Origin of the sequence: Bacillus cereus group sp. TH152-1LC (assembly GCF_027710505.1) — a bacterium.
Lineage (GTDB): Bacteria > Bacillota > Bacilli > Bacillales > Bacillaceae_G > Bacillus_A > Bacillus_A mobilis.
The window spans coordinates 1-25362 of record NZ_JAQFNK010000002.1; the positions used below are offsets into that span (position 1 = coordinate 1).

Consider the following 25362-nt stretch of genomic DNA (forward strand, 5'->3'; position numbering starts at 1 on the left):
ATTTATTTCATGGTTTTTAGTAATTGCGCTTGGATTAAGATTAGGATTTCGTTATCAAGAATTGCAAGATGCAATTACGAAAGGGATTTCTAACGGATTAGAAGCAATACTGATTTTAGTTGCAGTAGGTGCTTTAATTGGAACTTGGATTGCTGGTGGCGTAGTACCAACATTAATCTATTATGGATTAGAGTTTATTCACCCTAGCATATTCTTACTGGCAACATTAATTATTTGTTCAATAACTTCTATCGCGACAGGAACATCATGGGGAACAGTAGGAACAGCGGGTATTGCTATGATGGCGATTGGTGAAGGACTTGGCTTACCACTTCCGCTTGTTGCTGGTGCAGTTCTTTCAGGAGCTTATTTTGGTGACAAATTATCACCACTTTCTGATAGTACAGTTCTTGCAGCTTCTATGGCGAAAGTAGATGTTATTGCTCACGTTCGAGCTATGCTCGTATTAGATGTTCCGGCTTACATTATTACTAGCATTATGTTTACTGTAGCTGGTTGGATGTATGGCGGCGATAATGTAGATTTGAATCGAGTAGAGTTTTTAAAAGAAGCTTTATTAAAGCAATTTGATATTAAAATATGGATGCTTGTTCCGGCGGTCATTGTTATCGCACTATTAGCGATGAAGAAACCATCGATGCCAACAATTGCAATGGGAGCTTTAATTGGTGCAATTTGGGCAACTCTTTTCCAAGGAATGAACTTTGGAGAGGCGATTGGAACAGCGTATAACGGATTCTCAATTCAATCTGGTGTTGAATTTGTAGACAAGTTATTAAACCGTGGTGGAATTAACGGTATGCTTGGCTCAGTGGCCGTTATTATTTTCGGTTTAGGATTTGGTGGATTACTTGAAAAACTAGGTGTTTTAAAAGTAATCGTATCAAAATTCGAGAAGAAATTAAATTCTGCAGGTAATGTAACATTGTCTACATTAATCGTGGCATTCTTAGCGAATATATTTGGTTGTGCGATGTACGTATCACTAATTTTAACACCGAAAATTATGGAAGATAGCTATGATAAATTAAAAATAGACCGACGTGTATTAGCGCGTAACTCAGAAGTAGGTGGAACGTTAACTTCTGGTATGGTTCCGTGGTCGGATAATGGTATTTTTATGGCTGGTATTTTAGGTGTAGCAACGTTCTCATACGTTCCGTTTATGTGGTTAAGCTTTGTATCGTTAATTTTAGCAGTTATTTACGGATATACAGGCAAATTCATCTGGTATGTAGATGATGCCGATAAAGGAAAGCAAGTATCATAAAATAAAAAATCACCTTCTACATATTGTAGAAGGTGATTTTTTATTTTGTAATAGGAGTTGAAGAAGTTATCTGGCTCTCATATTTAGCGATTTTTTGTTGTATCTTTTTTAAGTTTTTTTCAGTGTCTTGAATGAGTTGTAAGACATTGGTCTCCTGTTGTTGCATTAATTCCAACCGCCGAAGGATTGTAGATTCTCCCTCCATAGACCAGTCGATAAATTGTTTTATTTTTTGAATGGGCATACCGGTGTTTTTTAAACATAAAATCATTTCTAAATATTTCAGTGCTTCTTCGTCAAAAACTCGATCACCTTTTTCATTTCTTTGAAGAAAAGGAAACAGTCCTTGTTTATCGTAATAACGTATTTGAGAAATAGTTAAGTGTTGCATTTTAGCGACTTGACCGATCGTATAAAACATAGAATTCATCCTTTTACTACCAAGTTATAATGCCATCTTTATTTAGTATTTTACCATTATAGTTTGTTTCACTTAATGCATATTTAATAATAATTTTAGCACTTTCATTAGTCGTATGGCCACCTGGGGAATTACCATTAAGGTCAGTAGTTGTAAAACCCGGAGTTACTCCGAAAATTTCTGGACCGTTAGTACTAAATTCTTTACTAAAAGCTAATGTTAAAGCATTAATAGCTGTTTTTGAAGAATTATACCCTAACGCATTAATTGGATGTGTTTCACCATTAGCAAACATTGTTAAGGAAGCCATGTCAGTTGTTACATTGATAATTTTACTGTTGCTTGATTTCTTTAATAATGGTAAAAAGGCTTGCACCATTTGGAATGTTCCAAAAAAGTTAACTTCAAATCCTTGACGTAAAGTTTCAATATTTAATTCACTAGGTAGCGTATGGAAGTCTAGTGCTATGCCTGCGTTATTGATTAATAAATCTAAGTGGCCAGTCGTTTCATGAATTTTTTTGATTGCTTCTTGAATGGATTGTGAACTTGAAATATCTACTTGAATATAGGAAACGTTTGATACATGTAAAGATTCTACAGCTTGTTGTCCAAGTTGTTTATTACGAGCACCTAAAAATACGTGATAATCTTTTTCTGCTAATTGACGAGCAAGTTCATATCCAATTCCTTTATTTGCACCTGTTATGAAAGCATATTTTTTCATATTGAATTCCTCCAGTAGTGTTATAGTAGGTTACAAAGGAAAGGATACAGCCTAAACTTAAGTTTAGGTCAAGAGGAATTTTTAAAAATAAATATAGAATATTTACATATATGAGTGAGAATTCTTATCATTTAAGGGGAAGTCTGTTATTATAAGAGATGTAGGTATTTTATTTTCAAGGGGATGAAAAAATGGAGTACAGAATTGAAAGAGATACAATAGGAGAAATAAAAGTTCCAGCTGATAAATTATGGGCAGCACAAACACAACGCAGTAAAGAAAACTTCCCGATTGGAACAGAGCAAATGCCGCTTGAAATTGTACAAGCATTTGCCATTTTAAAAAAGAGTGCAGCACTTAGTAATCAAAAATTAGGAAAGCTATCAGAAGAAAAAGCAGAAGCAATTGTGGCAGCAGCTGACGAAGTGATTGCAGGAAAATGGAATGAACATTTTCCACTTGTCGTATGGCAAACAGGTAGTGGTACTCAGTCAAACATGAATGTGAATGAAGTAATTGCAAATCGTGGGAATCAAATTTTGAAAGAGAAGGGATCTGACGTACATATTCATCCGAATGATGATGTGAACATGTCCCAAAGTTCAAATGATACATTTCCAACAGCGCTTCATGTAGCATGTGTAATTGCGGTAGAAAATCATGTCTTACCAGCAATTACGAAATTAAAAGAAACGTTAGCAGAAAAAGTAACTGCATTTGAACATATTATAAAAATTGGTCGTACACACTTACAAGATGCAACACCGTTAACATTAGGACAAGAAATTAGCGGATGGCACCGTATGCTTGAAAAAACAGAGCGTATGATTGCAGAGAGCAATACATATATGAAAGAGCTTGCAATTGGTGGTACTGCAGTTGGAACAGGTATTAATGCTCATCCTAAATTTGGTGAGATGGTGTCGGAGGAAATTAGCCAATTTACAGGTAAGCAATTTATTTCTGCACCAAATAAGTTCCACGCATTAACGAGCCATGATGAAGTTGTATATACGCATGGTGCATTAAAGGCATTAGCTGCTGATTTAATGAAGATAGCTAATGATGTACGCTGGCTGGCAAGCGGTCCGCGTAGTGGTCTAGGGGAAATTATTATTCCAGCAAATGAGCCAGGAAGCTCTATTATGCCAGGTAAAGTAAATCCAACGCAAAGTGAAGCGTTAACGATGGTTGTAGCGCAAGTGATGGGAAATGACGCAACAATCGGATTTGCTGCGAGCCAAGGTAATTTTGAGTTAAACGTATTTAAACCAGTTATTGCATATAACTTCTTACAATCCGCTCACTTATTAGCTGATGCAATTGTTTCATTTAATGATAATTGTGCAGTGGGTATTGAAGCAGATGAAGAAGTAATTAAAGAGAATGTAAATCGTTCATTAATGCTTGTTACAGCATTAAACCCGCATATCGGATATGAAAATGCAGCGAAAATTGCGAAGCATGCTCATAAAGAGGGGTTAACGTTAAAAGAAGCAGCATTGCAATCTGGACTACTAACAGAAGAACAGTTTGATGAAATTGTTGATCCGAAAAAAATGATCGCTCCGAAAGAGTAATAGAAGAAGCCAAGGTTCTTTGTTTAGAATCTTGGCTTTTTTGATATATATTTGTATGTCTTCCATTTGTATTACTTCAATTACCAAACTATATTATTTGTTAGCAGGACTATTCATTACTTTCATTTGTGGACAGTTTTCTTTTAAGAGTGCAATGAATTTTTCTTCTTCTTTGGGTACGAAAGTTGTCACAGAGTCAAATAAATTGTAATGGATTTCTAATTGCTGCCTAGTCCACTTTTCAGAGTGAAGTGTTTTGCCAGAGAATTTAACGTGACGAATATCTTCAAATGGAATTTCAGTATGAAATACAAAACCATGTTTTACAACAAGAGAGGATTCCGTTACGTCGTAGTGAGAGAAATAGAATGAAGAAAGATTCACGACATTTAGTAGCATCATGAGAGTGAAAAAAATAGAATTTTCATTTTGGAAGAATAATGAAACGAGAAAAATACTGCTAAATAATGTAATGAAAATGACGTGAAATGGATTCTTTTTCGCTGTAAACTTCAAGTCAGTCACCTCGGTATACGTGTTCTTTAACTAAATTAAATCACAACATCGTAATAAAACGTGTGAATATGCAAAATTGCATATTCACACGTTTTATTATTGATGTAAAATTTCTTGATGGGATAAATTCAAAGGAAGTTTTTTAATAGCGGAGTGGCATGAAGTGACTTATAAGAATAAAAAGTTAGCATTAGTCATAATTAGTTGTATGATGATTATGGGTAGCTGTGCTAATAAATTTGTTGAAGATCGAAACCTAAAGCATATATTCGTACAGGCAAGTAAAGTATTACTAGAGATTGCAAATAGAATATATAATGGATAAAAGGTGTTTTCGTATATGGAAACACCTTTTTTGTAGTTAAAACTGAATGCTGAAGTTTTGGAATGAGCAAATACCAGTTCCGTGTTAAATGAGGTTGTTGTCACTCAAATATTGAACAGTGTATTTTACTTCTTTCAGTATAGTAGGCGGAAGGCCAAGAGGATGATGGGAACCGTAAATTTGTTTAACAGTAAACCAAAGAGCTTGCAGAATAGTCATGTTTTGTTTCACATTCTATCTTCATTTGCGTATTAAATACATTCGCTTTTTTGTTACTTTAAGTCCTTTAATAAAATTATTTAGTAGACGTTTTAATAAAAGTTTATAAAATGGGCAAACGAAACATTGAGATGTTTATTTACTGTATGTTAAGATGATGAAGTGATAATAAACGATGTTTAAATTTGTTTGTTTTTAGATAAACATTTTAAAGGAGTGTTTAGTATGAGTGATATTTCAGAGAAGTTTTGGGATGCTTCGGTAGAAGAATTGAAGAAAGGGTATGTATTTGACGCGGAAGCAGAGGAATATATTTGTTTAGCTTGTGGAGAGGCGTTTATTAAGGGCGTAATTTATCAAGATAATCAAGTTTTGTATGAAGCTGAGAAGTTTGTACAATTGCATGTGCAAAATGAACATACGTCTATGTTTGATTATTTATTAAACCTTGATAAGAAATATACTGGTTTGACTGATTTGCAAAAGAAGATGGTTCAATTTTTCCATATGGGGCTGAATGATAAAGAAATTGTAAAAGAGATGGATGGCGGAAGTACTTCAACCATTCGCAATCATCGATTTACACTTCGAGAGAAAATGAAGCAAGCAAAAGTGTTTTTAGCTTTAATGGAACTGTCAGAAGAAAAATCAAAAGTACAAACGAAATTTGTACCGATTCATAGAACAGCAACGATGGTAGATGATCGCTACAATATTACAGAAGAAGAAAATGATGAAGTATTAAAAGCGCATTTTACAGAAGGATTAGATGGATCACTTTCTAAATTTCCGAAAAAGCAAAAGCGTAAATTAATTATATTACGCCATTTAGTGACGAAGTTTGATAGTAATAAAAAGTATACTGAAAAAGAAGTGAATACAGTTATAGAAAGTGTATACCCGGATTTTGTAACGTTAAGAAGGTATTTAATCGAATATGGGTTTTTAGATAGAACAGCTGATGGAAGTCAATATTGGGTGAAGTTATAATCATACGGAAAAGAAAATGAATAGAAGCACATTGTTATAACAACTATACAAAGAGATAGAAGTTGAAAAATAGACTTTTAATAAAAGGAGAAATGAAATTTGAAACCACCTACAGATAACAATAAAGAAGGTGCGGAGTCACATAAGTTAGAAAGTGAGAGTAAACCGATTTGGAAGTCGATGTCCATGTTTTTAGTACCGTTATTATTAAGTAACGTATTACAATCAATTGGACAATTATTCGGTATGGTAGTAGTAGGAAGATGGCTTGGAGTGAATGATTTAGCAGCCATATCAGCATTCTTCCCTCTATTTTTCTTACTCGTTTCATTTGTAATTGGTATTGGTTCAGGTAGTTCTATTTTAATTGGTCAGGCGTTTGGTGCTAAAAATGAAGATCGTTTAAAAGCTATCGTTGGTACGACGCTGACATTTACATTTATTATTGGAGTTGTGTTGGCGATAGTAGGCAGTATTTTTGCAATGGATATTATGCGCCTTATGGGAACGCCAGAAAATATTATTGAAATAAGTGTACATTATGCACGTATATTATTTATATCGATGCCAGTATTATTTTTATATTTCGCATATACAACATTTATGAGAGGTACAGGAGATTCTAAAACGCCATTTTACTTTTTAATTGTAAGTACAGCACTAAATATGATTTTATTACCAATTCTTATTTTTGGATGGTTAGGAGCTCCAAAATTAGATGTGTATGGAGCAGCGTATGCTTCTGTTATATCTACAGTTATTACGTTTATTGTCATGTTGGTGTATTTAAAGAAGAAAAATCACCCACTACAATTAGATAGTACGGTAAGGAAATATCTTCGCATGGATGGGGAGTTATTGAAGCTATTGCTACGACTTGGTATTCCAGCAAGTATTAATATGATATTAGTTTCATTATCTGAAATTGCGGTCATCGCGTTTGTAAATCGTTACGGTTCGGATGCAACGGCAGCATATGGCGTCGTGAATCAAGTTGCAAGTTATGTACAAATGCCAGCAGTTAGCCTCGGTATTACAGTTTCTATTTTTGCAGCACAATCAATTGGTGCAAATCAATTTGATCGATTGCAGAAAGTTGTGAAGGCCGGAATTATTATGAACTATGTCATCGGTGGTGTGCTAATATCTCTTATTTACTTGTTCTCAAGAGACATACTATCACTATTTTTAACGAGTCAAACTACAATTGATATTGCTCACAGCCTAGTTATGATCACATTATGGAGTTATTTAATTTTCGGTCATGCGCAAATTATTAGTGCGACAATGCGAGCAAGTGGTACAGTATTATGGCCAACTGTTATCGGCGTTGTATCAATTTGGCTTGTTGAAGTACCCGTAGCGTATTACCTTTCTTACCATACAAGTCTTGGTATAGAAGGGATATGGATTGGGTACCCAGCAGCATTTATTGTCAGCTTAATTTTACAGTATGCATATTATAAGCTTTCATGGCAGAAGAAACGAATTACACGATTAGTGAGCTAAATCATGCAAATGTCCCTAAGTTATTATACTTAGGGACATTTTTTGTAAGTGTAGGTTTATAAATAGCTTTTTAAAGTGATATCAAAATGTTGTCTAATGAGTTTGTTATCACTCATATAAAACTCCCACGCTTTTTCAGGTTCGCCGATAATTTCAAAAGATTCTTCTGTAATATATAAAGCACAATTATCCTCTAGTGCAATTCCTTCTATATTACCTTGATGATTTTGTAAAAAGGAATGGAAGGCGTTCATTCTATTTAATTGATTATAATGTGGACAAAATCTTTTGTTCATAATACCCCAGCCGTTGCTCTCTATATAACCAGAACTTTCGTAATCGGATCGGATACTAGATGTGAACCAGCACATAGCACCGGCGCTATACCCTGCAATGAGCGTTCCTTGTTGCAAAGCAAATAATAATTTTTCATCTAGTTTAAGTTCTTTCCATTGTGTAAGCATGTGAATATAGTTCCCACCACCGAGATAAATTAAATCAGCTGATTGAATCATTTCGTCTATTTCATATTTAGAAAGTGTATCGGTTATAGTACGTAAAATTTGTACTTCACAGTGTAATTGTTTTTCGAACGTGTCTAAAAATAATTTTATATAGCTTTCATCATCATGACTAGCTGTAGGAATGAATAATACTTTTGGATACTGTTTATTTGTTAATGCTATAAGTCGCTCATTAATAGGCGAGTGATTTGAATCTTGTAAGTCACCGCCACCAATGACAGCTAATTTCATAGTAAAGCACCACCTAATCATTTTCGTTATATAAAAATTCGATAGAAGAGACTTACATTCCTTCTCTATGTAATGAATAAGTAGAAAATGTAGTTTCAGTATATCGGAATAGTAAAGGTGGTGAGAGCTGATAAAAGTTTCACTTTATCGATATATAATACTTCATACTATTGTTTCAAAATATGGAAACAATATGTTTAAATAGATATAATAAGGCATTAATTCATATTGAATTAGTGCTTATACTTTAAAAAAGAATCGGAAATAATAGAGATTTTACAAATGAGTTTTTACTTTTAATAGGAACTTGTATTACAATATGGTAAAATTATTTCAATATATTTATTTAATATAAAAATACAAAGAGGGAGCGTGAAAAAAGTGGATTTTCGATTTGAATTTACAACGAAGGTGAAAGAATACTTAGATGATGAGAAGGATGAAAAAATAATAAAAGATGGACATAGAGATATCATTTTTCAGTATTTATACCCATTAGAGAGTGAAATTGGCATTTATAAAAATCCTAACTTTACTTTTTTGGCATCAGGAAGACGCTCGCATATCGTATTAGAAAACATTGAATTTAAAACAGAGGTAAATGTAAAAAATAACATCATTGAAATTACAAAAATAGTGGATAATGTCGTTATTCCGTTAGATACGATTGTAGCGAAAGATCGGGAATTATTTGCACTTGGACGTAATGAGAAGTTTAGTGTGCAAATATTAGAGCAGTATCTCTTTGATACATTTGGAGAGAAGTTAGGTTTACGATGAATAGAACGGGGTACTGATTTATAGGTAGTGAATTTTAGTGCATATCATTCATGTTTGACCTTTCATTTAATTTATACTACAATTCGTAGTGTGAAAGGAGCCGTACTATGTTTACTCAAAACTATAAGTTAAATGAGCAAGGATTAAATCATTTCTTTGGACCGCTTGAAGCGAAAATTATGGAGATTGTCTGGTCTACCGAGGGTATTACGATTAAAGAAGTGCAGCAGAAATTAAGTGAAGAATCACCTGTGAATTTTAATACGGTCATGACAGTTATGAACAGGTTAGTAGAGAAATTTCACTTAGAAAAACAGACTGTGAAAAGAAGTGGTATATATCGTGCTGTGCAAACAAAAGAAGAATTCTTATCCAATCAAACGAAGAAAATGACACAGGAATTGATGGGGGAATTTGGAGATTTAGTTGTAAATCATATGCTTGATGAGTTAGAGCAGGCTGATCCGACTTTAATAAAAAAATTAGAAGACAAATTGAATCAGTTAAAAAAAGAGGATCAATGAAATGAAATGGCAAATGCGTAAAATCATATTGTTAGCAGTAATTGTTAGTACTCTCTTTTTCAGTGTGTTAGTGTATTACGTTACATATCCATTTCTGTTTCAAAATAAGGCGTTTTTTCTTTCAAAGTTTTGCTTGTTTCAGTTAGAACAACATATGAAGGAATTATCGTTCATTCGTATTATAATTGCTGGATTACTATTACTTACTGTACTCATAGTATGCAACAGAATTTGGCGACAATTTTTCTATAGTAAAAAATTACAAAAAGTACTTATTCCTTTCATTCGAAAAGGAAAACAAATATATATATTGCCGACCTCGGAAGTTGCAGCGTTTACAATTGGGTTATTTCGTCCGAAAGTTGTCATGTCAGAAGGGATGATTCAAACATTTTCAGATGAAGAAATGGATGCAATTATTTTCCATGAAGAATATCATCAAACTAATCGAGATCCGTTAAAATTATTTTGTTTTACGTTATTAGCAGAAGGAATGATATACATCCCGATATTAAAAGGGCTATTGCAACGCTATCATGTGTATCAGGAGTTAGCTGCAGATAAATATGCAATGCGAAAAATGAAATCTAAATTCGAGTTAGGTAGCGCATTATTAAAAATAATTAAAATAAAGACAATGAAAAATCGATGTGTGACAGCTTCATTTGCAAAAACAGCAATAAATTTACGAATCGAGCAAGTGTTAAATGAAAAAGTCGTAAAGCTCAATATTCCATTACATACGAATTCGGTATATGTAACATTAGCTTTATTCTGTATATCGATTGTACTTATTGTCGGAGAGTGCATATAGCCTCTTTTTTTAAGAATTAACACTACTCATTGTAGTGTGTTTAGGGGGAATAAAATGAATGCAGCAGATTTAACAATTTGGCTTGTAGCTGGGGCAGGGGTATTGTCATTTATATCACCATGTTCTTTACCGCTATATCCATCTTATTTATCATATATTACAGGTGTCTCTATTCAAGATTTAAAAGATAATCGTGGAATGATGCAAAAATCAGCGATTATGCATACCGTATTTTTTATGATCGGATTTTCGGTTATATTTTATGCGTTAGGTTTATCGGTAAGCTGGATTGGAATAACATTTTCATCTAACCAAAAATTGATTCAACAAATTGGTGGGATTTTCATTGTTTTGATGGGGCTGTTTATGACAGGGTTGTTTCAGCCTAAGTGGCTTATGGCGGAGAAAAAGGTACAGTATAGAAGTAAGTCGACTGGATATATTCGCTCGATTTTAGTCGGTATGACATATGCAGCGGGTTGGACGCCATGTGTTGGACCGATATTTTCAGCTGTACTCATGCTTGGGGCGACGAATCCTGAAGGTGCACTTCTTTATATTACAGCGTATACTCTTGGGTTTGCGGTTCCGTTTTTCGTGATGGCATTCTTTATTGGGAAGGTAAAATGGATTGTTACATATGCCAATGTCATGATGAAAATTGGCGGTGGAATGATGATTATAACAGGTATTTTGCTGTATACAAATCAAATGACGAAAATTACAGCATTCTTTATTCGGCTATTCGGTGGATTTACAGGTTTTTAAAAATGAGGAGGAAGAAAAGTGAAGAAACTAATCGCGATTATACTGGCCGGGGCATTAATTTGGGCCGGAGTGAACTTTTATAATACAAAAAAAGAAGAAAAAGAAAGAAAAGCAAAACAAGCGGAGTTACAAAAAACAGAAGTATTACCACAAGTAGGATTTAAAGCACCAAACATAACGTTAAAAGGATTAGACGGGAAGCTGCATTCGTTAAATGATGCAAAAGGAAAACCATATCTTATTAATTTTTGGGCATCATGGTGTGGTCCATGTGAAATGGAGGCACCTGACTTAGTTCATTTGTATGATAAATATCAAAAGGATGTTGAAATTTTTGCGGTAAATGCGACAATTGGAGATCCAGTACAAGAAGCGAGCGCATTTGCAGATCGTCACGGATTTAAGTTTCCTGTTTTACTAGATATGGACGGAGTAGCTGGGTTAGATTATAAAGTATTTTCGTTACCAACGACATTTTTTGTTAATAAAGATGGGATTATCGTAGAGCAAGTACGAGGTGTATTACCTCCAGATCAATTAGAAGAGAAATTTAAGAAATTAATTGAGAGTTAAGGGGATTTTGTATTGATGGAGTGGATCGTGAGGTTACAACCTGTATCTCTTATAATTGGAAGTCTATTTGGATTTATGTTGATGAAACGAAAGATGAAGAACGAAAGTGTACCATATGAAAAAATGATGGATGCAGTAACAAATGCTTTTCTAATCATTGTATTTGTATGGAAATTTGCACCGGCGATTATAAATCCAGTATGGGCTTTTAAATCGCCATTGCAAGCATTATTAGCTATAGGGAGTATGCAGCATATTATAGTGGGCTGTGTAATCGCGAGTGCATATATTGTTTGGAAAAGTAAAAAGGAGCAATTTTCGCTTCGTATTTTACTTGATGCATTGCCTATTGGGCTATGTATGAGTATTGTTTTTTATTTTCTATTCCACCAAAAAGTAGGTGTACAAACGACATTGCCTTGGGGAATGAAAATATATGAATCTAAATTTTTATATCATCCCATTTTCGCATACGAGATTATCCTTGCCCTTAGTATAATGGGCTTGTTATGGATGAAAAATGAAAGACTCGGAAATGGAAAGGATATAAGTGTTTTTCTAATAGTTGAGGGGTTTGCTCATATCATTATTTCGCTTATTAGTGAACAAAATTCGGTTGTATTTGGTTTATCAATACAGCAAATAATGAGCTTTTTTGTTATTAGTTTAGGTATTTTGTTGGTGCCGAAAAAATAAAAAGATAGCTAAGTATGGAGTGTGTCCGTACGTGGCTATCTTTTTATTGTGTATTAAAAAATCGGCGGAGTAACAGAAAATAAAACAATGGCATTTTTCTCGAATTGATTTACCCATTTATGTTTTAAATAGGCGGGTATTTTTACGCTATCACCTGTTTCTAATATGTACTCTTCTTCGTTTAAATGTAATGTAATTGTTCCGTCTAATACAAATGCCAATTCTTCACCTTTATGTTCTAGTACATTTTCAGATGAAGCTGTATTCGGTGGAACAGTCATAATTGCTGTTGCTAAATTTCCTGTGAAATCAGGTGATAACAATTCATATGATAAATTATCGATAATCATTTTTTTTCGTTTATGAGAACGTACAATTAAATCGTCTGTATTTGTATCTTCAAGTAAAAAGCTAAATGTTGGAACATCTAACGCTTTTGCGAGTACTTTTAATGTTTGGATAGAAGGGTTAGCAGATCCACGCTCAATTTGACTTAACATAGAGGGTGTTATACCTGCCATCGTTGCTAGTTCTTTACTAGTTAAACCTTTTTCTTTTCTTTGCTTTTCAATCTTTTTACCAATATCTATATTTTCCATGATTAAAGCTCCTTACCGATTATTTAATTATATTTAAATAAATTAAATTAAAATTAACTAAAGCGAATAATTTATGTTAAACTATATTAAAATTAATTTAATTATAATTTATTAAATCATAAGCTACAAGGTGATGAGGAGGAAGAGAAATGAAGGAAATAGAGAAATTAAAAGAGGAATATCCACTCTTAAATAAATTAATCGTAACAGAAGAAGTGTTTTGGGTGAATCCGAACATGGAAAAGTATGAAACGGCAATAAAAGATTCGCCACTGAATGAAGAGAATGTAAAAGATGCGGAAGAGAGGTTAAAGCGTTTTGCACCATATATTGCAAAAGTTTTTCCTGAAACGAAAGAGACTAACGGCATAATTGAATCACCCTTACTAAAAATCCCTTCAATGAAACAAGCTTTAGAGAAACATTACGAGCAACCTATTTTAGGGGAATTATTATTAAAATGTGATAGTCATCTTCCGATATCAGGGTCAATTAAAGCTAGAGGAGGCATTTATGAAGTGTTGAAGCATGCTGAACGATTAGCTTTGCAGCATGGTATGTTAACAGAAGAAGCTGATTACTCTATTTTAGATAGTGATACATGTAGAGAGTTTTTTGCAAAATACTCAATTGCGGTAGGTTCTACAGGTAATTTAGGGCTAAGTATTGGGATTATGAGTGCGAAACTAGGTTTTAATGTAACTGTTCATATGTCAGCAGACGCAAAAGAATGGAAAAAAGATTTATTAAGAAATAAAGGTGTGCACGTTATTGAGTATGAAGCTGATTATAGTAAAGCAGTAGAAGAGGGGCGTCAGCAAGCAGATGCAGATCCTAGCTGTTATTTTGTAGATGATGAAAACTCCCATGATTTATTTTTAGGATACGCAGTAGCAGCATCGCGTTTACAAAAGCAATTAGAAGAGTTAGAGATTGTAGTAGATGAAGGGCATCCTTTATTTGTTTACCTTCCGTGCGGAGTAGGAGGCGGACCTGGCGGCGTCGCATTTGGTTTAAAGTTATTGTATAAAGACAACGTGCACTGCTTCTTTGCGGAGCCTACGCACTCTCCATGCATGTTACTCGGTTTAATGACAGGACTTCATGATAAAATTGCTGTTCAAGATGTCGGGATTGATAATGTAACAGACGCGGACGGACTAGCGGTAGGAAGACCGTCTGGATTTGTCGGTAAAACGATGGAACCATTTTTGAGTGGGAATTACACAGTAAGTGATGAAGAGTTGTATAGATTGTTAAAAGAACTAGCTGATACAGAAAATATTTATTTAGAGCCTTCTGCGTTAGCCGGTATGATAGGACCAGTGAAAGTGTGTAAAGAAGGTGAGTACTTACAAAAACAACAGTTAACAGAGAAGATGAAGAAAGGTACTCATATTGTGTGGGGAACTGGAGGTAGTATGGTTCCAGAAGATGTAATGAATGAGTATTATAAAACAGGTGAGGCATTAACAATATTAGAAAAATGAGGCTAATTGTGGCCTCATTTTTTATTTAAATGACATATGTATTATTATAAATTCTTTGTTATTTTCGCATTAGTTCATTATAGTATAGATATAAAGAACGAATATCAAATAAATATAACAAAAAGCTTTATTTTACATAATAAGAGGATGTGTATACGATGTCATTACAGACTAAATATATAGCGGGTATTTCGCTTGGGGTTATGGGAGTAGGTTTTGCGGCTTCTATCCCGTTTCAAGGAACGGTAGCTGGAGAGATTATACAAGGGGGATTTGAAGCAGGGTTAGTTGGCGGACTTGCGGATTGGTTCGCAGTTACAGCATTATTCCGTCATCCGATGGGAATTCCAATTCCGCATACAGCGTTATTACCTAAAAATCGTAAACGAGTAACGAAAGGGCTCATTCATACGTTAGAAAATGAGTGGCTAACGAAAGAAAGTATTACGGATAAAGTAAAAGAAATGCAGTTAGCGCAAATGGTGCTACAAATTGCTGAGAGAGAAATGCAGTCTGACGCTGTGAAAAAAGGGATTGTAACGATTGCGGAGAAAGCGATTGTAACAATAGATACGGAAAAATTAGCGGTTATTATTGAAAAAGAATTAAAAACGTATTTGCATACAATCAATACAAGTAACATTTTACAAGTGCTTGTTGATCAATTAGTTGTGCAAGAATATGATGAAAAGACACTTGATTACATTTTAGTAAAAGTGAAAGATTGGACAGCGCAAGATGAAGCACGATACCAGCTCGGAAGCTTAGGTATAAAGGCGATGGAAAACATAAAAGTAGATGGATTTTTACAGTTTACTTTGAAATCGTTTATGAATATTGTAGATGAAGATAAAATTGGCGGTATTTTGCAGAAATTCATTATTAGCAATATTAATAGCTTACAAGATGCAGATAATAGCACAAGACAAATTATATTATCGAAAATTCGTCAAGAAATTATAAATGTAAAAGAAAATGAAGCGTTACTACAAGAATTAGAAAATTGGAAAGAGAAATGGATTGCCAATTGGAATGCTACTGACAAAATTAAAGAGATGCTGGAGCAAGTACAACAAAGGGCGATTACTTTTGTGAAAAATGAAGAATTTACGGATAAATATGTTATTCCATTTTTACAAACACAAATGAATAAAATAAAAGAAGATGAACAAACTGTTCAAAAAATAGAAGAGTGGTTACAAAAACAAGTTGTCACACTTGTTGAAAAGAATTATTCGAAAATCGGAAAACTTGTACAAGAAAACCTTGATAAGTTAGATGATAAAACGTTAATTGAAATGATTGAAAATAACGTCGGTAAAGATTTACAGTGGATCCGAGTAAACGGGGCTGTTTGCGGATTTATGATTGGATTAGTGTTAGAAGGAATTAAAGCGATTATATGAGAAAAACCTTCCACAATTGTGGAAGGTTTTTATTTTTCAATTATACTCATATTGATATTATAAGCTTTTTCAATATTTAACTTGTACGTCCCGCTGCCTGTTTTAATCGAATTTTTATACCAATGTTCTTGCTCGTTGAATTCTGGATTTTCTTCTGAAGAATTATTTTCTTTTTTCGTTAAATCTTCAACTTGTTCCCAAGGTGTGTTTCCGTGTGCTTCTTTTTTGTTTGTTACGGCGATTACAGATACATCGCTTTCTTTCGTTAAATGAACAGATACATGTGAACTTTCTTGTACAAACCAATTATTTTGTAATTGACCTGGATAAAGGGATAGTTCGTTATTTGAAGCACGAACTTCTACATTTTTATTTTGCGGAAGAACGAGTGTCGGTTTGACCTGTGGTGCTGAATTCCATAACGTATGTTGAACTGGTAAAGATTTTAAAGTAATATACATCGTTTCCCCTGCTGTTTGAACTGAAAGGAAATCTTCTTGTTTTAAATTGAGTTTTTCATTAGCTTTCGTTGTTATTTCATATGTTCCAAGAAGGTGAATTTGATTTGTATCATTACCCTCTATTGTTAGAGGGTAATGTCCTGCATCCACTACAATTTTTTTGATAGATTCAGGTATATCAAGTTGTCCACTTGGAATATTACTCGTTTGGCGAGTGGTATGAATAGAATGACGAACTTCATCTAGTAATCCAGTTGATAATAAACAGTAAAAAGCAATTCCAACGCTTCCTAAAACGCCGATAAAGAAAATACTAAAAATATCATATTTAATAAAGGATTGTTCCTTCTTAGAAAATAGAAGGTATAGTAAAATTTCCACGCCAAGTATAATAAGTAAAACAGGCCACCATGCTGTTAAGGAATCTAATACCTCAGTCCCTTTTATAACTGAAAATAGTAAGAAGCAACCTAATGAAATAATAGAAAGCCCCATTGAAAATGTTCCAACGCGCCATGTTCTCATTCTTTTGTACCACCTTTGTTTTCTTTATTTCCAAGTAACAATTTAAAGCCGCCACCAATTAAGAGGAGTGCAACGATAGATGTTTGGAAATAGCGATAATATAGCTCGCTAAGATGAATGTTAAATATAGTTGCAAAGTAATCATTCAAAATAGGAAGGAGTGTTTGATCTAATAAATAATAACCACCGAGTGTAATTAACCCAATACCGATCCATCTTTGATGATTGATAAAATAATCAATGATAGGTTCGTCATGTACACGTTCTTTTCCATACTTTGCAGTTTGCTGTAAAGCGTCAAAGAAGCTGTAGAACCAAATGATTGGAACTAAAAATAAAAACGCAGAAAGTCTTAATAAATCGAGTAAATATATTGAAAGTAAAAAGGCTGCCATAAGCTGAAGGCCGCGGCGTTGTAAACCTAAATACATATGTCCTGCTCCGGGGAACATGGCTAAAATAGAAGCGAATGTTTTATTCTTCTTTCCTTGTTCACGATGTTCTTCAAACTCTTCGAAAATAGTACGATCATCTAGTTGCTCGCCACGTTCTTTTTTCTGGAGCTGCTGAACAACATCGAAGAAATTGTAAATCCATAAAACAGGTAATGTAATAAGGAAGATTAGGAAACTTTCTTGCGATGTTAAAAGTGCAACGAAAATAATCATACTTCCGATTCCTGTGCAAGCGACTAAAAATGTCAGTCCACGTTGCATAAGTCCTAATTGAAAATGTCCAAGTCCAGGGATGATTGATAGAAGAATGATATAAAATCGTTCGCTCTCTTTAGAGGACTCTGTAAATTCTCCGGTTGCTTGTTTTTTCGATTGATTAATAATAGTGATAACTAAATCTAATAAATTGATCACCCATAACACAACTAGTAAAAATAGAGAGATAAAAGCCAACTCACGCGCTATTAATTCTATTACGCAAAAAACTGCAAAAGAAAATAGTAATAAAGCCCCTCCGCTATATAAAATAAACCGTCCAAACTTCTTTAAATATAAATGTCCAAGCCCGGGAATTAGCCCTAATACAAGTGCTAAAAAGGGATTTTTATTCATGCTTTAAACCTCCGTCCTTTTTTGATGTGTCTACCGATTTGTTAACAATTTGTTGTGAGATAGAAGACTCGTTATGTTTTGAAGATTTCTCGAAATTTGATGTCGCTGTGAAAATATATTGGAATAAACCACTTACCATAAAAATAATTGTAGCTGCGGTCGCAATTATGTAGTGAATAATCGTTCGCTTTAGTGAGTTTGTTTTTATATTTTCACTAGGTTGTAGCGTTTCAAAATCAATTTGCGTCATAACTTCATTCGTAAATGAATCATCATTTATCATTGGAAGGTTTTCGTGTTGTTCATCGATACTTTCCATATAAAGCGCTAAACAATGATCACATTCATAAAGGTGTTCTTCCATAGATTCACGTTCATTGCTTTCTAAAAAATCTAAAGTATAATTGCGCCAATCTTCTTTTGAATAATGCGTCATAGAAACTCTTCCTCCTTCCAATGTTTTTTAATCCATTTTCTTGCCCGATACAATTTCATTTCGACTGTTTTCACTTCGATGTTTTCCTGTAAAGCAATTTCTTGATAGCTTTTTTCTTCTAAATAATGTGAGAGAACGACGTCGCGGTAATTTTCAGGAAGTTCTCTCAGTTTTTGAGCAATGAGTAATTTTTGCTCTTTCGTCAATAATAAAGCCTCAATATTCTGAGAGGATTTTATATTTTCCTCAGTTTCTTTACATAAGGAGAGTTCTTCGTTTTCTCTAGCTTTTTTTCTCTTATAATCAATAGCGTGATTGGTGGCAATACGCGCCATCCACGTTTTTAATCCGCGAAATTGATAATTTGGGAGAGAGGCGTGGATTTTTACGAATACTTCTTGTGTAACATCTTTCGCATCTTCTTCATGTCTTAAAATAGAAAAGATAACTTGGAAAATATAGTGACGATATGTTTGCACAAGGATACGAAAAGCATGTTCGCTTCCTTGCTGTGCCTTTTCAATTAATTGTTTTTCTTCAATGGGTCTCTCCCTCCTTTTTGACGCATTCTATTATATAGACGTAAGAAATGACTGGTCACCCTACACATGTTGTAAAAAAAGAATAATATATTTTTAGAAAGGAGGCTACATGAAAAAAGGTGTGAAAAAATGGTAAAAAGAAGTATATAATGAGCAAGTGGGAAATGTTAAGTGAAGAAAGGATGTGAATGTTAGTAGGGAAAGGTCCATACTAACAAACATGAAAATTAAAATATTAATAGCAGATGATAATTCTTTTATTAGAGAAGGCATGAAAATTATTTTAAATACATATGAAGAGTTCGAAGTGGTAGATACAGTAAATGATGGGAAAGAAGCAGTGGACTATTGCAAAAAGAACGACGTTGATATCGCTCTTTTAGATGTTCGTATGCCAAACATGAATGGGGTAGAGGCGACGAAATTCATTTGTGAAGAGACGAAAACGAAACCGCTAATTTTAACGACGTTCGATGATGATGAATATATTTTGGACGCAGTAAAAAACGGGGCGAAAGGTTATTTATTAAAAAATAATGATCCAGAGCGTATTCGTGATGCAATAAAAGGAGTATATAACGGTCAAACTGTTATGCAAGATGTAGTGCTTGATAAAATTAAGTGCAATTTAATGGAAAGCAAAGAGGACGAATGTAAAATAGATAAGAGTCTTTTTACAGAAAGGGAGCTTAGTATTATCGCATTAATTGCGAAAGGTTTCTCGAATAAAGAAATTTCAAAGCAACTTTTCATATCAGAAGGAACGATTGCAAATTATATTACATCAGTTTTAGGGAAAACTGGACTTGAACATCGTACACAAATTGCGATTTATTACTTAACAGGGAAAGTAGATTAAAGATATGGAATTTTGGTTAATTGTAAGTAAATTAATTGTCTTTATATATATTGTGTTTAGTTACATTTATTTAAATGTCGCGAACTTACCATGGATTATACTTACTTTGCTTTTATATCTTTCTGTAAACGTGCTTATTTCCATATTTAAAAAAGATACGTACAAAAACATATTAACTTCTCTGTCAATTGGCGTAGTTATGTTATTTGCATGGAAGGTTCATCCGTTTTTTATTTTGTTTTTACCATTGAACTTATATGAAATTATATTTCGTTATATAGAGAAGAAATGGCATCTCTTTATCATTATGATGATTCCTATTATCTTTACAGATGAAAGTATCCGAATGACATATGGATTAATTGTTGCATTTTCTTTCCTTGTATTAACTATGGCAGAACGGTATATATCGCGTGTGTTAAAGCTTGAATCACAAAATGATAAGATGCGAAAAGATATGCAGCGGCTGACGAAAAGCTTACATGAAAATAAAGAGTACATAAAGCAATCAGAGTACACATTTAAGTTAGAAGAGAGAAACCGGCTCTCTCAAGAAATTCATGATAAAATTGGCCACTCGATGACAGGGGCGTTAATTCAAATGGAAGCGGCAAAGAGATTAATGGGGATAGATAAAGAGAAATCTGCCGAGTTATTACAAAATGCAATTCATATTTCGAAAGATGGAATTGAAAGTATTCGAGTTACATTAAAAAATATGAAGCCACCAACTGAGCAAATTGGTATTCATCGTATGAAATTATTCATAGAGGAATTTGCCGGTAAGCATGATATAAATATTCCTTTCGTATATAAAGGGAATTTAGATATGATTTCACCGATTCAGTGGAAGATTATCGGTGAAAATGTTACGGAGGCACTAACGAACGCGATGAAATATGCTGATGCGACAGTCATTTCAATCGATATTCATGTACTTAATAAGATGGTGAAAGTACAAGTGAAGGATAACGGAAAAGGTGCAGATCTCGTTAAGAAAGGTCTCGGGATTATGGGGATGGAGGAGCGAACAGCATCAGTAAACGGAAAAATTATTGTAGACGGAACAAGTGGTTTTTCAGTAACAATGTTGTTGCCGATATAGGAAATGGTGATGAGGATGAATCATCTCATATGAAAAAAGTGAATAATCTCATGTGAAAAGAATGAACTTCTGCACTGAGCAGGTTCATTTTTTTTGTTTATACTAAAAGCAGAGAAACCGAAATAGGGGTGAAATGATGAATACATTAGAAATTAAAAATTTAACGAAAAAATTTGGTGATTTCATCGCGGTAGATAATATGTCTTTATCTATTAAAGAAGGAGAGATATTTGGCTTTTTAGGATCAAATGGTGCTGGTAAAAGTACAACGATAAATATGATCGCTGGGTTGTTAAGAAGTAATGAAGGTGAAATTAGCATATTAGGAAAAAATATAAAGAAACATAATCGATTTGCGAAGATGAATATCGGTATCGTTCCGCAAGATATTGCGATTTATGAAGAGTTAACTGCCTATGAAAATGTGAAATTCTTTGCTGGATTGTACGGGTTAAGAGGAGCTGAGCTAAAAGCGAGAGTAGAGGAAGCACTTCAGTTTGTAGGACTAAGCGATAAACATAAAAGTTACCCGAAAAACTTTTCTGGCGGGATGAAACGAAGACTAAATATCGCTTGTGCGATCGCTCATAGACCGAAGTTAATTATTATGGATGAGCCGACAGTTGGAATTGATCCACAGTCAAGAAACTATATTCTCCAGTCTGTTCGAAAATTAAATGAAATGGGAAGTACCATTATTTACACGAGCCACTACATGGAGGAAGTAGAAGAGATTTGTACGAAAATAGCAATTGTAGATCATGGTAAAGTAATTGCAGAAGGTACGAAAGAACAGTTAAAAGCAATAATTACTGATACGAAAGATATTTGGGTGGAAGTGAAGTCAGTAGAAAATTTAGATGTAGAAAAGTTAAAAGAGATAAACGGTGTGAAAGCTGTTCAAATGGAAGAGAACGTAATTAAAGTAAACTCGGATGCAGGAGTAAACAATTTGAATAAAATTATTCAGCACTTCATTAATCATGATATTGAAATCCGTTCGTTAGAGGAGCAGGCTCCAAACTTAGAAACAGTATTCCTTACGTTGACTGGAAGAAACTTACGAGATAAATAAAAGGAAAATGAAGAAAAGGTAAAGGGAGGTTCATCAATTGAACATCTTCAATATTGCAGTTATGCATATTAAAAGAGATTTCAGGGACGTAAGAACTTTAGTTTTTATGTTAGCATTTCCAATTGTGCTTATGCTTGTGTTAGGAACAGCATTAACGAATGCATTTGATAGCGATAGTCAATCGATTAAGGATATACAAGTGCTGTATAAAGATGAAGCGAGTAGCACACTTTCTCAATCGTTTGCAGCATTTACGAAAGAAGTCGATAAATCGGGTATTCATTTTAAAAAAGCTTCCGGCAGTATAGATGGGAAAGAAGAAGTGAAGAAAAATAAATATGCTGCTTATGTAGAGTTAAATAAAGATGGTGCAAAATTTTACGGAAGTGACAAAAGTAGTATTGAGGGAAGTATTGTGGAAGGCATGCTTACAACATTTGTTGATAAGTACAATGTAGCAACCGAAGTTGCAAAAGTTGATCCTAGTAAGGTGAGCGCAGTTATTTCAAATGGAAATCATAATGATTATATAAAAGAAACATCTTTACAAGCTGCGAAAAAACCAGGTTCTATGGATTACTATGCGGTTGTAATGACAACGATGATTGCACTATATGCTGCGATGGGAGCAAGTTCTTTAATTCGAGGAGAACGGATACGTAAAACAGGAGATCGTCTCATTGCTGCACCTATAAGTAAGGCTGAAATATTCATTGGAAAAGTACTTGGTAGCCTAGTAGCAAATGCACTGTGCATATTACTCGTTATGCTATTTAGTAAATTTGCTTTTCAAGCGAATTGGGGCGACCATCTTGGAATCATATTTATTATTTTATTAACACAAGTCTTTCTAGCAATTAGCTTCGGTTTAGGAATCGGATATATTACGAAAACACCGGAATCATCAAGAGCAATTATTATGGTAGTAGTGCAATTAGCTTCTATTTTTGGTGGTGCATATTTCGTAATAGAAGAAAATTTCGTTACGAATTTATCACCATTAACGTGGGCAAACACAGCTGTCATGAAAATTATTTATGCAAATGATGTAGGTGCAGCACTGCCAGTAATATGTTTAAACCTTGGCATTTCGGCACTCTTTTTATTAATTGCAATTATTGCATTACGTAGACGGGAGGGGCTATAGTATGAAAGATATTTTATGGCTCATACAAAAAACGTTATCTGTACTTTTGAAAAATAAAAAAGGGTTATTCATTATTATTAGCTTGCCGATAATCGGAACACTAATCTCCTTCTCAATGTATGGGAATGTCGGGCAAGGGACGTTAAATATCGGTGTTATAAATAAAGAAAATCAATTTATAGCAAATGATACGGTGAAATTTTTAGAAGGATTAAATCATGTAAAGGTAAGTAAAATTAAAGAATCTGAAGTAGAAGATAAACTTACTTCCAAAAAACTTGATGGAGTTATTACATTAGATTCTGGTTTTTCAAAAAGTGTTCGAGAAGGGAAACCAGCTCATATTGAAATTTCATCGATTAAAGGTGATCAAGTAACAGGATTTATAAAATCATATTTATATAATTATGTTGATAATATCGCTGCGATTAGTAAAGTAGCAGGAACAGATCAAAGTGCATTTGATAGTATGTACGCAGGATATCAAAAAGGTTCATTTAAAATGAAAACTGAGACGCTAGAAGATACTTCGAAAAATAAAGATATGACAAACCAAACGATGGGTTATCTTATTATGTTTATGCTATTTTCAGCAGCGAACTTATCAGGTTATATTTTAAAAGAAAAAGAAAATAGAACGTATTTTAGACTCTTATCAACGCCGATAGATGGGAAGAAATTTATATTATCTAATGTCGGGGTAAATATGATGCTATTAACAGTACAAATTCTGATTACAATCTTATTCCTAACGAATGTTTTTCATATAAATATTAATATGCCTTTCATAGTGATGATTGGTGTACTCATGCTATTTGCTTTAATAGCGATTGGAATATCGTTAGTCCTTGTCGCTTTTTCGAAAAACTCAGCATCGGCAAATGCACTGCAAAATATGATTATTGTACCGACATGTTTATTGGCTGGATGTTATTTTCCGTATGACATTATGCCAAAAGCGGTACAAAAAGTAGCTGATTTTCTTCCGCAAAGATGGCTATTAGACACAGTATCAAAACTACAACAAGGAATTCCAGTTTCAGATTTGTATTTAAATATTTTAATCTTAATTGCCTTTGCGGTAGCATTCTTCTTAATTGCTATTTATAAGTTTGGAAGAAATAACGATGCGAGAAACTTTGTTTAAATATAAAAAGGTGTGGCTTAATCTTAATGCCACACCTTGTTTGTTCGTAAATTAGAGTATCTTTTGTAATATAGGAATGCTTTTATAGAGCACTTCATTATGTGAAGCATGCACAACATATTTATTTCCCTCTAGAAGAAAAACGCTATGTAGAACAGCGTTACCATCACCATGTTTTGTAAGTATATCACCGACGACTTTGCCGTCTGTCCATTTCAGTTTGGAATGTGAAGGGACAACTTGTAAATATTGAATGGTTTCCTCTCCATCTCCGGCAATGAGTGTAGTTTCAATATTTCTTTTTTGCATCATAAATCTATTTTCATTTAATGCATCGAGGAAAGGGTTTTTCGTTTTCATCTTATTATAAGGAAGAAATGCAATCGAAGAGCCAGATCTTATAAATAAATAATTTCCGTAATCTTTACACGGAATAACATCTTGTAATCCTGGAAAGTAAAGATGTATCGCCTCAGCTGTATTCATGTTATGTAAGGTGCCTAAATAGTGAATGTATTGTTCCATATAAAAATGAATGATATTTATTTTAGAAGAGGCATGGACAGGAAGACTGCCCTCAGTCCAATAACTATAATTTGCTGGAGACCCAGCGTTTGGTGTACAGAGTATAATAAGCTGATTCACATCATTTTTATATTCGTCACTTTGAACGTAAGTCCGTCCAAGAAGTCCGCCCATACTATGGCATATTAGATTTAGTTTATCGCAACCTGTAATTTTTTTCGCATAGGCAATCGTTTGTAATAAATATTTTTGTGTAGAAAAAACAATGCGCTGCTGCCAATCATAAAAACAGATGAACAAGTCTTTATTTCGTTTGTAACCCATACTTTCTAACATCATGATGAATGGCTCATAAACAAAAGCAGAAAGTCCAAAGCCCCAATTACCGGTACCTGGAATAATAATATTGCTCATAGAACCGAAAAGCCCTGGGATAAAAACAATAGGGATTTTTCCTTTTCTCATATTCTTCTCTCCTTTATCTGTTTAA

Annotated in this window: 27 protein-coding genes and 1 pseudogene; 17 read left to right on the top strand and 11 right to left on the bottom strand. The window is 33.8% G+C overall.

Annotation, left to right across the window (positions count from 1 at the left end; genetic code table 11):
- Positions 1 to 1291 (top strand): Na+/H+ antiporter NhaC (nhaC, locus tag PDL00_RS06645; protein ID WP_270727863.1); only part of this gene is annotated, 1291 nt, incomplete at its 5' end.
- A gap of 40 nt (positions 1292 to 1331) precedes the next feature.
- Here nhaC and PDL00_RS06650 read toward each other — a convergent pair.
- Both PDL00_RS06650 and PDL00_RS06655 read right to left on the bottom strand, forming a co-directional pair.
- Complete coding sequence (locus tag PDL00_RS06650) at positions 1332 to 1712, bottom strand: MerR family transcriptional regulator (protein WP_270727867.1); 381 nt, start codon at positions 1710 to 1712, stop codon at positions 1332 to 1334.
- 16 nt (positions 1713 to 1728) lie between these two features.
- Complete coding sequence (locus tag PDL00_RS06655) at positions 1729 to 2439, bottom strand: SDR family NAD(P)-dependent oxidoreductase (protein WP_242256993.1); 711 nt, start codon at positions 2437 to 2439, stop codon at positions 1729 to 1731.
- 191 nt (positions 2440 to 2630) lie between these two features.
- Between PDL00_RS06655 and fumC the strand changes: the two genes are divergently transcribed.
- Entirely contained in the window at positions 2631 to 4019 is a 1389-nt protein-coding gene (fumC, locus tag PDL00_RS06660; RefSeq protein WP_166702407.1) for a class II fumarate hydratase, read from the top strand.
- Between the two features lie 93 nt (positions 4020 to 4112).
- Here fumC and PDL00_RS06665 read toward each other — a convergent pair whose 3' ends face one another.
- Together PDL00_RS06665 and PDL00_RS06670 are read right to left on the bottom strand one after the other, a co-directional pair.
- The gene (locus PDL00_RS06665; RefSeq protein ID WP_270727873.1) at positions 4113 to 4535 is read right to left on the bottom strand and encodes a PH domain-containing protein; all 423 of its coding nucleotides are present in this window, start codon (positions 4533 to 4535) and stop codon (positions 4113 to 4115) included.
- A 409-nt stretch (positions 4536 to 4944) separates the two neighbouring features.
- Positions 4945 to 5049, bottom strand: a pseudogene (locus PDL00_RS06670) (MBL fold metallo-hydrolase); the annotation flags it as partial.
- Between the two features lie 255 nt (positions 5050 to 5304).
- Here PDL00_RS06670 and PDL00_RS06675 point away from each other — a divergent pair.
- Positions 5305 to 6069 (top strand): DUF2087 domain-containing protein, encoded by a 765-nt coding sequence (locus tag PDL00_RS06675; protein ID WP_270727876.1) that lies wholly within the window; start codon positions 5305 to 5307, stop codon positions 6067 to 6069.
- 99 nt (positions 6070 to 6168) lie between these two features.
- Entirely contained in the window at positions 6169 to 7578 is a 1410-nt protein-coding gene (locus PDL00_RS06680) for an MATE family efflux transporter (protein WP_063263638.1), read from the top strand.
- 56 nt (positions 7579 to 7634) lie between these two features.
- Here the strand turns inward: PDL00_RS06680 and PDL00_RS06685 are convergent, their stop codons facing one another.
- Positions 7635 to 8333, bottom strand: coding sequence for a peptidase E (locus PDL00_RS06685; protein WP_242256998.1), 699 nt, complete (start codon positions 8331 to 8333; stop codon positions 7635 to 7637).
- A gap of 381 nt (positions 8334 to 8714) precedes the next feature.
- Between PDL00_RS06685 and PDL00_RS06690 the strand changes: the two genes are divergently transcribed.
- From PDL00_RS06690 to PDL00_RS06715, 6 genes are all read left to right on the top strand, one after another.
- A complete protein-coding gene (locus PDL00_RS06690) occupies positions 8715 to 9113 on the top strand; it encodes a DUF3942 family protein (protein WP_270727881.1) in 399 nt (132 codons plus the stop codon).
- Between the two features lie 107 nt (positions 9114 to 9220).
- The gene (locus PDL00_RS06695; RefSeq protein WP_063263636.1) at positions 9221 to 9637 is read left to right on the top strand and encodes a BlaI/MecI/CopY family transcriptional regulator; all 417 of its coding nucleotides are present in this window, start codon (positions 9221 to 9223) and stop codon (positions 9635 to 9637) included.
- Position 9638: 1 nt separating this feature from the next.
- Positions 9639 to 10451 carry a M56 family metallopeptidase gene (locus PDL00_RS06700; protein ID WP_270727884.1) on the top strand — a complete coding sequence of 271 codons (813 nt, stop codon included), beginning with the start codon at positions 9639 to 9641 and terminating at the stop codon, positions 10449 to 10451.
- 54 nt (positions 10452 to 10505) lie between these two features.
- A complete protein-coding gene (gene ccdA, locus PDL00_RS06705; protein WP_061676592.1) occupies positions 10506 to 11219 on the top strand; it encodes a cytochrome c-type biogenesis protein CcdA in 714 nt (237 codons plus the stop codon).
- An 18-nt stretch (positions 11220 to 11237) separates the two neighbouring features.
- A complete protein-coding gene (locus PDL00_RS06710; protein ID WP_061676593.1) occupies positions 11238 to 11792 on the top strand; it encodes a TlpA family protein disulfide reductase in 555 nt (184 codons plus the stop codon).
- Positions 11793 to 11807: 15 nt separating this feature from the next.
- Positions 11808 to 12488 (top strand): prolipoprotein diacylglyceryl transferase family protein, encoded by a 681-nt coding sequence (locus PDL00_RS06715; RefSeq protein WP_270727888.1) that lies wholly within the window; start codon positions 11808 to 11810, stop codon positions 12486 to 12488.
- Positions 12489 to 12541: 53 nt separating this feature from the next.
- On the opposite strand, the gene PDL00_RS06720 is transcribed toward PDL00_RS06715, so the two are convergent.
- Complete coding sequence (locus PDL00_RS06720; protein ID WP_048566872.1) at positions 12542 to 13087, bottom strand: helix-turn-helix domain-containing protein; 546 nt, start codon at positions 13085 to 13087, stop codon at positions 12542 to 12544.
- Between the two features lie 149 nt (positions 13088 to 13236).
- Between PDL00_RS06720 and dsdA the strand changes: the two genes are divergently transcribed.
- Together dsdA and PDL00_RS06730 are read left to right on the top strand one after the other, a co-directional pair.
- Positions 13237 to 14577, top strand: a complete 1341-nt coding sequence (gene dsdA / locus PDL00_RS06725) for a D-serine ammonia-lyase (protein WP_270727893.1) — start codon at positions 13237 to 13239, stop codon at positions 14575 to 14577.
- A gap of 158 nt (positions 14578 to 14735) precedes the next feature.
- A complete protein-coding gene (locus PDL00_RS06730) occupies positions 14736 to 15983 on the top strand; it encodes a DUF445 domain-containing protein (protein WP_270727895.1) in 1248 nt (415 codons plus the stop codon).
- Positions 15984 to 16012: 29 nt separating this feature from the next.
- Here the strand turns inward: PDL00_RS06730 and exsE are convergent, their stop codons facing one another.
- Genes exsE through PDL00_RS06750 form a run of 4 tightly spaced genes read right to left on the bottom strand, consistent with a single transcriptional unit; the run spans position 16013 to position 18951 of the window.
- Positions 16013 to 16969 carry an exosporium protein ExsE gene (exsE, locus tag PDL00_RS06735; RefSeq protein ID WP_242254853.1) on the bottom strand — a complete coding sequence of 319 codons (957 nt, stop codon included), beginning with the start codon at positions 16967 to 16969 and terminating at the stop codon, positions 16013 to 16015.
- Positions 16966 to 18036, bottom strand: a complete 1071-nt coding sequence (locus PDL00_RS06740; RefSeq protein WP_242254855.1) for a hypothetical protein — start codon at positions 18034 to 18036, stop codon at positions 16966 to 16968. The genes exsE and PDL00_RS06740 overlap by 4 nt, the downstream gene beginning before the upstream one ends.
- Entirely contained in the window at positions 18029 to 18472 is a 444-nt protein-coding gene (locus tag PDL00_RS06745; RefSeq protein WP_071721861.1) for a hypothetical protein, read from the bottom strand. The genes PDL00_RS06740 and PDL00_RS06745 overlap by 8 nt, the downstream gene beginning before the upstream one ends.
- Complete coding sequence (locus PDL00_RS06750) at positions 18469 to 18951, bottom strand: RNA polymerase sigma factor (protein WP_235608063.1); 483 nt, start codon at positions 18949 to 18951, stop codon at positions 18469 to 18471. The genes PDL00_RS06745 and PDL00_RS06750 overlap by 4 nt, the downstream gene beginning before the upstream one ends.
- 283 nt (positions 18952 to 19234) lie before the next feature.
- Here PDL00_RS06750 and PDL00_RS06755 point away from each other — a divergent pair, with 283 nt between their 5' ends.
- The 5 genes from PDL00_RS06755 (at position 19235) to PDL00_RS06775 (ending at position 24347) form a co-directional block, all read left to right on the top strand.
- A complete protein-coding gene (locus PDL00_RS06755) occupies positions 19235 to 19873 on the top strand; it encodes a response regulator transcription factor (protein WP_071721859.1) in 639 nt (212 codons plus the stop codon).
- A gap of 4 nt (positions 19874 to 19877) precedes the next feature.
- Positions 19878 to 20978, top strand: coding sequence for a sensor histidine kinase (locus PDL00_RS06760; RefSeq protein WP_242254858.1), 1101 nt, complete (start codon positions 19878 to 19880; stop codon positions 20976 to 20978).
- Positions 20979 to 21114: 136 nt separating this feature from the next.
- A complete protein-coding gene (locus tag PDL00_RS06765) occupies positions 21115 to 22053 on the top strand; it encodes an ABC transporter ATP-binding protein (protein WP_242254860.1) in 939 nt (312 codons plus the stop codon).
- 37 nt (positions 22054 to 22090) lie between these two features.
- Entirely contained in the window at positions 22091 to 23200 is a 1110-nt protein-coding gene (locus PDL00_RS06770; protein ID WP_270727902.1) for an ABC transporter permease, read from the top strand.
- A 1-nt stretch (position 23201) separates the two neighbouring features.
- Positions 23202 to 24347, top strand: a complete 1146-nt coding sequence (locus PDL00_RS06775; protein ID WP_270727904.1) for an ABC transporter permease — start codon at positions 23202 to 23204, stop codon at positions 24345 to 24347.
- 51 nt (positions 24348 to 24398) lie between these two features.
- Here the strand turns inward: PDL00_RS06775 and PDL00_RS06780 are convergent, their stop codons facing one another.
- Positions 24399 to 25337 (bottom strand): esterase/lipase family protein, encoded by a 939-nt coding sequence (locus PDL00_RS06780; protein ID WP_270727906.1) that lies wholly within the window; start codon positions 25335 to 25337, stop codon positions 24399 to 24401.
- Positions 25338 to 25362: the final 25 nt, after the last annotated feature.

Coding starts and splice junctions, on each gene's coding strand:
- PDL00_RS06650 (WP_270727867.1), bottom strand. CDS start 1,712: ATGTTTTATACGATCGGTCAAGTCGCTAAAATGCAACACTTAACTATT.
- PDL00_RS06655 (WP_242256993.1), bottom strand. CDS start 2,439: ATGAAAAAATATGCTTTCATAACAGGTGCAAATAAAGGAATTGGATAT.
- fumC (WP_166702407.1), top strand. CDS start 2,631: ATGGAGTACAGAATTGAAAGAGATACAATAGGAGAAATAAAAGTTCCA.
- PDL00_RS06675 (WP_270727876.1), top strand. CDS start 5,305: ATGAGTGATATTTCAGAGAAGTTTTGGGATGCTTCGGTAGAAGAATTG.
- PDL00_RS06685 (WP_242256998.1), bottom strand. CDS start 8,333: ATGAAATTAGCTGTCATTGGTGGCGGTGACTTACAAGATTCAAATCAC.
- PDL00_RS06695 (WP_063263636.1), top strand. CDS start 9,221: ATGTTTACTCAAAACTATAAGTTAAATGAGCAAGGATTAAATCATTTC.
- PDL00_RS06700 (WP_270727884.1), top strand. CDS start 9,639: ATGAAATGGCAAATGCGTAAAATCATATTGTTAGCAGTAATTGTTAGT.
- ccdA (WP_061676592.1), top strand. CDS start 10,506: ATGAATGCAGCAGATTTAACAATTTGGCTTGTAGCTGGGGCAGGGGTA.
- PDL00_RS06715 (WP_270727888.1), top strand. CDS start 11,808: ATGGAGTGGATCGTGAGGTTACAACCTGTATCTCTTATAATTGGAAGT.
- PDL00_RS06720 (WP_048566872.1), bottom strand. CDS start 13,087: ATGGAAAATATAGATATTGGTAAAAAGATTGAAAAGCAAAGAAAAGAA.
- dsdA (WP_270727893.1), top strand. CDS start 13,237: ATGAAGGAAATAGAGAAATTAAAAGAGGAATATCCACTCTTAAATAAA.
- PDL00_RS06730 (WP_270727895.1), top strand. CDS start 14,736: ATGTCATTACAGACTAAATATATAGCGGGTATTTCGCTTGGGGTTATG.
- exsE (WP_242254853.1), bottom strand. CDS start 16,969: ATGAGAACATGGCGCGTTGGAACATTTTCAATGGGGCTTTCTATTATT.
- PDL00_RS06740 (WP_242254855.1), bottom strand. CDS start 18,036: ATGAATAAAAATCCCTTTTTAGCACTTGTATTAGGGCTAATTCCCGGG.
- PDL00_RS06745 (WP_071721861.1), bottom strand. CDS start 18,472: ATGACGCATTATTCAAAAGAAGATTGGCGCAATTATACTTTAGATTTT.
- PDL00_RS06755 (WP_071721859.1), top strand. CDS start 19,235: ATGAAAATTAAAATATTAATAGCAGATGATAATTCTTTTATTAGAGAA.
- PDL00_RS06760 (WP_242254858.1), top strand. CDS start 19,878: ATGGAATTTTGGTTAATTGTAAGTAAATTAATTGTCTTTATATATATT.
- PDL00_RS06765 (WP_242254860.1), top strand. CDS start 21,115: ATGAATACATTAGAAATTAAAAATTTAACGAAAAAATTTGGTGATTTC.
- PDL00_RS06775 (WP_270727904.1), top strand. CDS start 23,202: ATGAAAGATATTTTATGGCTCATACAAAAAACGTTATCTGTACTTTTG.
- PDL00_RS06780 (WP_270727906.1), bottom strand. CDS start 25,337: ATGAGAAAAGGAAAAATCCCTATTGTTTTTATCCCAGGGCTTTTCGGT.